This is a genomic window from Indolivaga capnocytophagoides DSM 22835, assembly GCF_000426485.1.
In the GTDB taxonomy this organism is placed as follows: domain Bacteria; phylum Bacteroidota; class Bacteroidia; order Bacteroidales; family Dysgonomonadaceae; genus Dysgonomonas_A; species Dysgonomonas_A capnocytophagoides.
In genome coordinates this window covers 52541-63809 of the sequence record NZ_KE384530.1, presented here as the reverse complement: position 1 = coordinate 63809, position 11269 = coordinate 52541, and the positions used below count along the sequence as shown (strand labels likewise).

The following is an 11269-nucleotide window of genomic DNA, read 5'->3' as shown; positions in this document are numbered from 1 at the left end:
TATTGAATGAGAATTTGTCTGAAATCCGAAATACACAATTATTCCACAAATTCTACAGGCCAATTATCCGACTCGGTATGAGCCTCGTTAAAATAGCCTGATAAGCGAGACACAATTTCGGGATACATTGCAGCCACATTATTCGTCTCTTTTATATCAGTTTTAAGGTTATACAATTCTATCTCTTTTTCTTTGTTCTGCCTGATAAGCTTCCAGTCACCCCATCTTACTGCCTGAGAAATACCTTTTGATGGATATTGTTCCCAATACAGATATCTCTGATCCCGAGGCATTATTCCCGGAGCGTTTATTTCCTGACAAATGCTCAAACCATCCGTTTTTAGTGTTGTGTTTGCTTGAGCCATATCTACCATTGTTGAAAAAAGATCCGGAAAATAACATGGATAATCAGAAGTTGAACCTGCATTTTTTCGGTCGGGCATGCGTATTATCAAAGGCACCCTAATGCCCCCTTCATACAATTCGCCTTTCCAGCCTTTGAGGTCACCGTTCAGTACAAGTTTATCGGTTTTAGCAGCTTTAGCCCCTCCATTATCGGAAGCAAATATCACAATCGTATTATCATCCAAGCCTAAAGATTTCAGTTCGTCCAATACCTTAGCAATCGATTCATCCATATGGGTTATCAGTGCGGCATATGATTTATCATTGGGTGACATATCGGCATTTTGGTAAATACCCCACGATTTGCTGTCCAATGGAACATGAGGAACATTATAGGCCAGATATAAAAAGAACTTATGGTCTTTTTGCCTGCGCAGAAAATCTATAGCCTCATCTGTTGCTCTATCCGTATTGTGATCAACATGACTCCCGTTCAAATTTGCTTCAATTGTATATTCTTCACGGTTACGCCATCTTTTCGAAGGGTAGTAGTTATGACTTTCGGGTTCTCTTATAAGCCATCCGTAAAACTCATCAAATCCGCGGTCTAAAGGTCCTGCTGCAGGATCAAATCCGTCCAGATGCCATTTATTGACCAAACATGTTACATATCCGTTATTCGACAACACATTTGCTATTGTTGAATCCTGCGGCATCAGATTAATACGTCTCACAGTCCCCATTCCTTCACGTTCACCAACAATACCTCCGGTTCTGCACATGTTGCCCCGAATGCGTGAATGCCCCGAATGTAGACCTGTCATCAAAGAACAACGGGATGGAGAAGACACACTTGCTCCTGCATAGCTGTTTGTGAAAGTTACTCCCTCTTCAGCGAGCTGATCAATTGCTTTTGTCTGAATAATTCTATTACCAAAGCATCCCAGATCACCATACCCCATGTCATCGGCAAGAATAAACAAGATATTCGGTTGTTGTTTGTTATCATCACCTCCTTTTCCCTCGGAATAAACAGGAGATACCATTCCGGCAAAAGCCGATGCAGTTCCGAGTATACTGATTATGGGCAGTTTCATATGTTTTCGATTTTAGGTACAACTTTGATGTGTTTTTAAATATAAGGTCACAGACTTTTATTGACTTAATGAGGACAACAGCAGTCGATTATCATTTCAAACGCCTCATTAATATAGCTTCTGATGCATACTGTGTTACAAAATTACAGTTTGAATATTTCCGGCAAATGTAAAATAGTTCATTTTGATGTCTATTTAGACAATAAAAATCTTAAAGACAGGTCTGAAAATAAGCTTTTCACCGTAAAAGTGTAAATATCAATACAGACATTCCACCTACAGCAATGCAGTAAAGGGCATGTGAATTAGTTCACATACATGGAAATATTGTCAAACAGAGTACATGAAAAGCTATTTTTATTATTTTTGAGTATACAGAGATTATTTTACCTTCAAATGAAAGGTCTAAGACCTTAAGTTTATACTACCAGAATGAAACATATAGCCTTTTTCTCAACTCTTTTCTTTGTCTTAGGAGTCCACACCCTTTGGTCTGCTGAACAAAGTAATATCTATTTCAGCCAGATAAGCACAAAAGACGGACTTTCTCAAAACTCGGTACGTGCAATCCTCGAAGACCGTAAAGGTTTTATCTGGGCAGGAACACTAAACGGGTTGAACAGATTTGACGGATATCAGCTTTTCACTTATAACCCTCAGCCCGGCAATCCAAAATCCCTTATCGACAATCGCATCAAGAATGTATTTCAGGACAAAGACGGATATCTTTGGATAAAAACGTACAAGAACGAATTTACCTGCTACGATCCGATAAACGATTCGTTCGTAAATTACTTACCCGAAGGATATAAAAATTCCGCCATGTTTTATACCGATTACTACGAATCGAGTAACGGCGATATATGGTTATGGGGAAATACCAGCGGCTGTTTATTAATAAAGAAGCAGAACGGAGTAATAAAATCAACTCCATTTTTAACGGATCAAATCAACAAGAAACAGTGCAGATTTCTACTCGAAGATTCTAAATCGACAGTATGGGTCGGTGGTACGGCAGGGATATTCAAGATAAGTCCCGATAAGAAAGTCGAAAGATTGTTTGAAGATAAATATTCATTTACGAATGCCATCGAAATGAACAATAAACTGTATTTATCGACCGAGAATTCGGTATTGGTTGAATACGATCTGAAGAAAAAAACATTTGAAGAAATTATAGCTCCTCTCCCTCAATACAGTTTTACCAATATTGCGCGCATATCAAAAACGGAGTTGATGCTGGTAACCCGTTTCTTTGGTATTATTTCGTACAATACCAATACCCGTCAGTTTGGGAAAATTTCATGGGGTATCGACCCCGAACTGGTTGGAAATATAGAACTGATTACCGACAAGAATAACGGATTGTGGCTATACAACCATTCGGGTAATATTTGGTATTTCAATCCGGCTACACAATTCTCAAAAAAATTAAATCTGATACCTCACAGTATTGCCAAAATTATAGACCTTGAACGCTACAATGTATTCATAGACTCTAAAAATCTGATCTGGATAACAACGTACGGCAACGGCCTTTTTTGCTATAATCCCGTCACAGGCAAACTGGATAATTATAAATACAGCCCGACGGAAAACAGTCTGGCTTCGGATTACCTGCTTTCGATCACCGAAGATAAATACGGAAATATATGGATCGGCAGTGAATATGCCGGAATTATAAAAATAGTGAAAGCTGATTACGAATTACAGGTTATACGTCCTGAAAAAGAAACATCGATAGGTAAGAATAATAATGTCCGCACGATATACGAAGATTCGTACAATAACATATGGGTAGGTACTAAAAACGGCAGCCTGTATCTATATGACTATAATTTATCGTCCAATACATGTATACAACCCGATCTGAATCCATATTCACTGACTGAAGATTCTCAACACCGTATCTGGGTGGGAACTAAGGGAAACGGATTGTACATTTTCGATCAGAAAACGCATAAAGAAATATACCATACTAAATATAATGAAGATGCTCCCGATAAAAAGGGCTTGAGCCACAATTCTATATTCAACATTTTCAGAGATAATAAAGGTCGTATGTGGGTCGGTACATTCGGCGGCGGACTGAATTTGGCAACTCCGACCAAAGATGGATTTACATTTACTCATTTCTTCAACAATCTGGGTAATAAAAGTTATATCCGCTATGTATTTCAGGATAGTAAAAACCGTATATGGGCGGGAACAAGCGACGGAATTATACGCTTCGACCCCGAAGAACTGATCAGGAATCCGAAAGCATACATCAGCTATCAGCTCGATCTGAACAAAAAAAATTCACTGAACTGTAATGATATAAAAACATTCTATGAAGATAAATCAGGTACTATATGGATCGGAACAGCAGGAGGCGGATTGAACAAATACATCGAAAAAACGGACTCATTCGAAGCATACACCACAAAAAACGGACTCTCCGGAGATGTTATATCAGGCATACTCGAAGATAAAAAGAATAATCTCTGGGTGAGCAGTGAAAACGGCATTACCAAATTTGATGTAAAAAACCATTCTTTCATGGTTTATTATTTCTCGGAAAAAACATACGGAAACCACTTTAACGAGAATGCAAATATTTACAGTGAGAACGGTAATATGCTCTGGGGAAGCCTCGATGGGTTACTGATGTTCAATCCCGATTCTTTTGTGCCCAATATGAATGTTCCGCCAGTAACTCTGACGAATTTCTTTATATACAGCCAAAAGGTTGAAGCCGGAGAAAAAGATTCTCCACTTAAACGGGCTATCAGCTATACCAGCCAGATACACCTGAACTACAAAGAAAACACCTTTACTCTCGAATTTGCAACTCTTGCTCTTAAAGACCCTCAAAAGAACAAGTACAGCTATATGCTGACTAATTACGACAAGCAATGGAGTATCCCCAGTAACGTAAACTCGGTCACATACAAGAACCTGCCTCCCGGACAGTACACTTTTATGGTAAAAGGGAGTAACAGCGATGGCATATGGAATGAACAGATAACCACGCTGGAGATAACAATAACTCCCCCGATATGGAAATCGGCTTATGCTTATATATTCTATATTCTGATAATAGGTATTATGCTTTATATAGCGGCTAAACTCGCACTGAAATTCAATATTCTGAACAATAACATCAGAATAGAAAAAGAACTGACTAATCACAAGTTGAGATTTTTCACCAATATTTCGCATGAATTCAGAACTCCGCTGACTCTCATTCGTGGGGCGGTCGAAAATCTGAATGAACAGCAGGACGTACCCCAATCGGTAGCCAAACAAGTAAATGTGCTTAATAGGAATTCGATAATACTTACCCGATTGATAGATCAGCTGCTCGAATTCAGAAAGCTGCAAAATAATGTATTGACTCTTGACCTAGAAGAAACTGATATTATTTCATTTTCAGAATATATATATGCCGGATTTCAGGAAGTGGCCGCACAAAAATCCATCAACTATACTTTCTCGCATAATATTAAAGCTCTTGAGATGTTTATCGACAAACGTAAAGTAGACAAAATCCTTTATAACCTGTTGTCGAATGCCTTTAAATTTACACCTAAAGATGGAAAAATAGAACTTGTAATCAATGCAAACCCTGAGACCAAGACATGCCTTATTTCAGTAAAGGACAATGGAATAGGAGTAGATAAAGAAATGCAGCATCTATTATTCAGCAGATTTATGCAGATCAATTTCTCATCTTCGGGTACAGGAGTAGGACTCTCTCTCGTAAAAGAATTTGTAGAAGGACACAAAGGTAAAATATGGTACGAAAGTAACGAAGGAGGAGGTTCTGTTTTTAATGTAGAATTATCTACCGATAAAGACATTTATGAAGGAGACCGCTTTATCTCCTCATCACATGCAGATATAATAGAAGAAAAAGCCAGTAGTAACGTCGTATACCCTTCCGAGTCTACAGATCTGCAATTACCGGAAATAGACGATGCCGTACTCGGTAACTACAAAATGCTAATCATTGACGATAATGATGATATACGAAATTTTCTTGTGGACGAATTCAGCAAGCATTTCATGGTAGATACTGCCGAAAATGGCTTGCAAGGACTCGAAAAGGCAAGAGAAAACAATCCGGACCTGATTATATGTGATGTAATGATGCCAGAGATGGACGGCTTTGAAGTAACCCGCTGCCTGAAAGAAGATTTTCAGACCTGCCATATTCCAATTATCCTGCTGACTGCACATTCATCTATTGAGCATCAGCTCGAAGGAATACAAAGCGGTGCAGATGCCTATATAATGAAACCTTTCAGTCTGAAATATCTTGTAGCAAGGGTCTTTAAATTGATAGAACAACGGGAACTCCTCAAAAAACGTTTCTCTAACGAGTATGTTTTCGATGGAAACCTCATCACCACAACAGATAAGGATAAGGATTTCTACAACCTGATCAATAAGATTCTCGATGATCATATTGCCGATTATCAGTTCTCTGTTGATAAATTCGCAGAACTGGCGAAACTCCGCCGGACTATCTTCTATAAAAAGGTGAAGGGTATAACAGGACTTTCACCTAACGAACTGATCAAGATAAAGAGATTAAAAAAGGCTGCAGAATTACTCCTCACCGGACAATTTACTGTGTCTGAGGTATCATTCAAGGTCGGATTCGAAGATCCTTTTTATTTCAGTAAATGCTTTAAAACACAGTATAAATGTTCGCCGTCAAAATATGGGCAGCAACCTGAGAGCAAAGAGGAATAGAGGTTGCAGACCTTTTAATTGCTTTGGCAAGTATTACAGGCTGAGTCTTTTATAACTTATCATTAAGTTACTTAGTACAGACAAGCCCCTACCTCTTCCTCAAATTCTCCAATATATCACGAGATACAGGAAATGCTGTACCATGCCTTGTTCCGGCTGGAAATGAAATCAGATCCGATACATCTTCCCAGTTGATCATATCTTTAGATCGGATCGCTCCGTATTTCTTACTTCGGTATTTATCGAAATAGACATACACATAATCTCCGACCTGTAAAGGAGCAGGCCCTTCCACCCAGTTTTCCGAAATGGGAGCTGTAACTTTTGTCGGAAAATCAAAAGGCTTGTCTCCCGATGTCAGGCGGATGTTCTTTTCGGTCGGAACAGAGGTTTCATCCTTTACAAACAAGTAATATTTGCTATCTTTTTGCAGGACAGCACCATCAATTACACTGAACCCGCCATCAAAGAATAACTTGGTATCGCTGAATGTTTTGAAATCTTTGGTGGTAACGTAATATTGACGGTGATTCAACCCTTTTTCGTTAGGTGTTGTTTCTACTTCGGGATATGCTCCGGGAATAGTAGACGCCCAGAAAATATAAAAGGTCTTGTCCTTCTTATCATAGAACAATTCAGGAGCCCATGTATTACGGGTTCCTGTAAACTTTTCCATTACAGGAATATTTTGTTGCTCAGACCAGTGAATCAAGTCCTTTGATGAAGCATAACCTACTCCCTGATCCCACCATCCGGTAGTCCAAACCATATGGAAAATGCCGTTATCATCCTGAACAATACTCGGATCGCGCATCAAATTATCTTTTCCTAATACAGGTTTCAGATAGACTGAATCATTGTTCAGACTTTCCCATTTTAAACCATCCAGACTATAAGCTAAATGCAGTCCATCTCCATTACCTTTAAAATACGAAAATAAATACACATCATTTTCTGACTTTTTCGCAGCATCTAATTTCACATATTCACTCAAACCTTTTAAGTCCAGATCTTTTATTCCCTCAGCAACGAAACTGGCAACCTGAGTAGCACCCTTTTCCATCATATGAGTATCGTCTTTCAGTCCTTCGGGTTTTGCATGGTCAACACCCGGATCCACCCAGCGATAATAAGGAATAGATGCTGAATCTCCCAGCATAGTTATAAAATCACGTGTCTTCAGGTTGACATCAATCATCGGTACATTATATTCTTTCGCAACCTGACGGGTTATAACCGGATAACCTTTTAAGCGATCATCCACCAGATTTCCGTTTTTATCGAATGTTCGCATTACCACAGATGTAAGCAATACCGGATTAGCTTTCTTAGCGCGTACATCCTCTATAAATTTTACGAGGTTCTTCCGATAATCGCCATACGAAGCATGTCTTTCGGGACGGGTAGAAGCATCGTTATGTCCAAACTGTATAAAGACATAATCACCCGGCGAAACTTCCGATAGCAGTTTATCCCATCTTCCCTCCGATATAAAGGTTTTGGTACTCCGTCCGCCCATCGCATGATTGACAACTTTTACGTCATCCGTCAGAAATTTACCCAGCATTTGTCCCCAGCCTTTTATCAGACCGTCCTTTTCTTCTTTATAAGATTGAGCAGTAGAATCTCCGGCTATAAAAATCGTCACTTTAGGTTCTACTGTCGTAAAACTGTATGCTAACAAAAGCATGAGAGAAAATAGTAGTATTTTTTTCATATTTAGATTTTTTCTATTGATACGATATCTTTTATGCGATAATACAAAAATAGATAAGTTACATTTACTATCCATGTCATATAATACAATAACATGCAATATAAGGTCACAGACCTATTTTATTACTTTGGCAAATAAAACAGCCAATGTCTGTTATAAACTGAAATGTATCATTAAGAGCCTGTTTAAATACTTGCCGTTACTTAATGTACCCTACCCAATCGGTAAAAAACGAGTTTACCCCCGTCAAAAGGTCAGATTGTATAGGTTTTTGAATGAAATTACATGTTTTGTTATGACTACCTTTGATATTTTTGTAACATGAAATAAATTGTTCTGTCGAAAAGGGCAATTTTCCGTTATTTTACTCTAAACCCTGATTAACCATGAATTTTTTACCACAGCGATTATTTAAATTCTATCTGTTTGTGTTTTTTTCCCTGACGGGCATTTCTATGACCGGTGCGCAGACCAACAAGACAATCGATCTGAAAGGAATATGGAGATTCGATACCGACCGCAAGGATACCGGAGTACAGGAACGCTGGTTTTCAAAAAAACTGCCCGATAAAATAACTCTTCCGGGTTCGATGACCGAAAATTACAAAGGTGATGATGTAACTCTTCATACAGAATGGACTGCAAGTATTTATGACAGTTCGTTTTTCTATAATCCCCGTTTGGAAAAATTCAGGAAACAAGACAATCTTAAATTACCGTTTTGGCTGACACCCGTAAAATATTACGTTGGGGTGGCATGGTATCAAACCGATATAGAAGTGCCCGCATCGTGGAACGGCGATCTGATCCAGTTATTTCTGGAACGTCCTCATACCGAAACCCGTGTATGGATCAATGACAAGGAAATAGGTATGCAGAATTCGCTGTGTGTACCTCATATTTTCGAAATCAGCCGTTATCTGAAAAAAGGAAAAAATACAATATCACTCCGTATCGACAACCGTACAAAAGATATTGATGTAGGCAAAGACTCCCACAGTATAACCGATCAGACACAGGGTAACTGGAATGGTGTAGTAGGACGACTGGAACTGCAAGCAATACCTCAAACTTTTATCGAAGATGTACAAATATACCCTGATGTACAAGCCAGAAAAGCTTTGGTTAAATTAAATATAGAAGGAAAATCATCAGGAACAATAACACTCGAAGCCCAAAGTTTCAACGGAGAACTCAAACATACAGTAACACCCCTTACAGTTCAATTTTCAGCTAAAGGAAACCAAACTCCTGTTGAAATAGAATTACCGATGGGTAATGATATGCTGACATGGAATGAATTCCACCCGAACCTATATAAACTGAAAGTAACACTAAACACCGGAAAGAAGACTGATATCCGTGAAGTTCAGTTCGGAATGAGGGATTTTTCCATCAAGGGTAAATACTTCTATGTAAACGGACAAAAAACTGTACTCCGTGGAACTGTCGAAAACTGCGTATTCCCTCTTACCGGATATGCACCTATGGATGTAGCTTCGTGGGAACGTGTTTTCCGTATTTGCAAAGATTTCGGATTGAATCATATGCGTTTTCACTCGTTTTGTCCTCCCGAAGCAGCATTCAAAGCTGCCGACTTGGTAGGTTTTTATCTGCAGCCCGAAGGGCCTAGCTGGCCAAATCACGGATCATCTTTGGGAGATGGCCGCCCCGTAGACGATTATCTGTGGGAAGAAAGTAAGCGTATCGTAAAAGAGTACGGCAACTATCCGTCATTCTGCATGTTTGCAATCGGAAACGAACCCCGTGGACGCTGGGTGGCTTGGGTAAGTAAATTTGTCGACTATTGGAAAGCAACCGACTCGCGCCGTGTATATACTGGGGCATCAGTAGGAAACAGTTGGGCTTGGCAGCCCCGAAATGAGTTTCACGTAAAAGCGGGAGCTCGTGGGTTGGCTTGGGAACAGATGCCTGAATCTAATTCTGATTACCGTGCCCGCATCGATACCGTTAAGCAGCCTTACGTATCGCACGAAACAGGTCAATGGTGTGTCTTTCCCGATTTTACCGAAATAAAGAAATATACAGGTGTTATGCGTGCCCGCAACTTCGAACTTTTCCGTGAAGACCTCAAAGACCGCAATATGGGAGACCTTTCGGCTGAGTTTCTTCAGGCGTCAGGCAAGTTACAGGCTTTATGCTATAAACACGAAATAGAAAAAACGCTCCGTACACCGGATTATGCAGGATTCCAGTTATTGAGTTTGAATGATTATTCGGGACAAGGTACAGCTCTGGTTGGTGTATTGAATGCCTTCTGGGAAGAAAAAGGATATATCAACGCTTGGGAGTTCCGCCGTTTTTGTGCGCCTACGGTACTATTGTCCCGCATGGATAAATTTGTTTTCACAAACAACGAAACAATGACGGCAAACATAGAAGCAGCAAACTTCGGTGAAAAAGAACTTAAACAACAGCCTACCGACTGGAAAGTAACGGATGCTTACGGAAAAATATTAGCGAAAGGACAACTTGCAGCTAAAGACATCACCATCGGCAATTGTCAGCAGCTAGGCACAATCAATTTGCCGTTGAATACATTCGATAAGGCTCAGAAACTGAATCTTGAAGTATCGTTTGCATGTTCCGATGTCTCAAACAACTGGGACTTCTGGGTATATCCACAGACATTACCCGAAGTAAACACTTCCGGCATTTACATTACCGATAAACTGGATGATCAGGCTCAAAGCACATTAAATAACGGAGGTAAAGTATTACTGTTGACTGCCGGAAAAATAGAGCAGGGCAAAGACGTTGTACAATACCTTACTCCTGCATTCTGGAATACATCGTGGTTCAAGATGCGCCCACCTCATACGGTAGGTACGCTGGTTAATAACTATCATCCGATACTGGAAGATTTCCCTACCGACACATATACAAACGTACAATGGTGGGAATTGATCTATAAAGCCCAAACAATGGAAATGAATAATTTCCCGGCATCGTTCCAACCGATTGTACAAACAATCGACACTTGGTTTATCAACCGTAAACTAGGTATGCTCTTTGAAGCGAAAGTCGGCAACGGTAAGATCGTTGTTTGCAGTGCTGATCTTCGTTCCGATTTACAAAACAGGCCTGTTGCCCGTCAACTCTATTATTCTATTGTTCAATATATGAATTCTCATAAGTTCAATCCGGAACAGACTCTGAATATATCAGTAATTGAAGATTTATTCAAAAAAGAAGGAGAACGTCTGAACATCAATACAAAAGATGCTCCGGACGAATTGAAGAATAAAGTATTGTAAGGTCTCAGACCTATTTATAGCTTTGGTAAGTATAATAGCCAAAGATTGTTTAATATAAGAGTATATTATTAAATACTTTCTTTTACCTA

The 11269-nt window shown here is 39.4% G+C and carries 4 protein-coding genes; 2 read left to right on the top strand and 2 right to left on the bottom strand.

The genetic code is table 11. From position 1 onward, the window contains the following. Nucleotides 1-38: 38 nt before the first annotated feature. Nucleotides 39-1442: a sulfatase-like hydrolase/transferase gene (locus K322_RS19955; RefSeq protein ID WP_051290947.1), complete on the bottom strand. Its 1404-nt coding sequence runs from the start codon at nucleotides 1440-1442 to the stop codon at nucleotides 39-41. Between the two features lie 432 nt (nucleotides 1443-1874). Here K322_RS19955 and K322_RS0117475 point away from each other — a divergent pair, with 432 nt between their 5' ends. Further along, entirely contained in the window at nucleotides 1875-6185 is a 4311-nt protein-coding gene (locus K322_RS0117475) for a hybrid sensor histidine kinase/response regulator transcription factor (protein ID WP_026628039.1), read from the top strand. Between the two features lie 88 nt (nucleotides 6186-6273). Here K322_RS0117475 and K322_RS20730 read toward each other — a convergent pair whose 3' ends face one another. After that, nucleotides 6274-7902: a GDSL-type esterase/lipase family protein gene (locus tag K322_RS20730; protein ID WP_169714155.1), complete on the bottom strand. Its 1629-nt coding sequence runs from the start codon at nucleotides 7900-7902 to the stop codon at nucleotides 6274-6276. 386 nt (nucleotides 7903-8288) lie between these two features. Here K322_RS20730 and K322_RS0117465 point away from each other — a divergent pair, with 386 nt between their 5' ends. Further along, nucleotides 8289-11180 carry an exo-beta-1,4-galactosidase gene (locus K322_RS0117465; RefSeq protein WP_051290945.1) on the top strand — a complete coding sequence of 964 codons (2892 nt, stop codon included), beginning with the start codon at nucleotides 8289-8291 and terminating at the stop codon, nucleotides 11178-11180. Nucleotides 11181-11269: the final 89 nt, after the last annotated feature.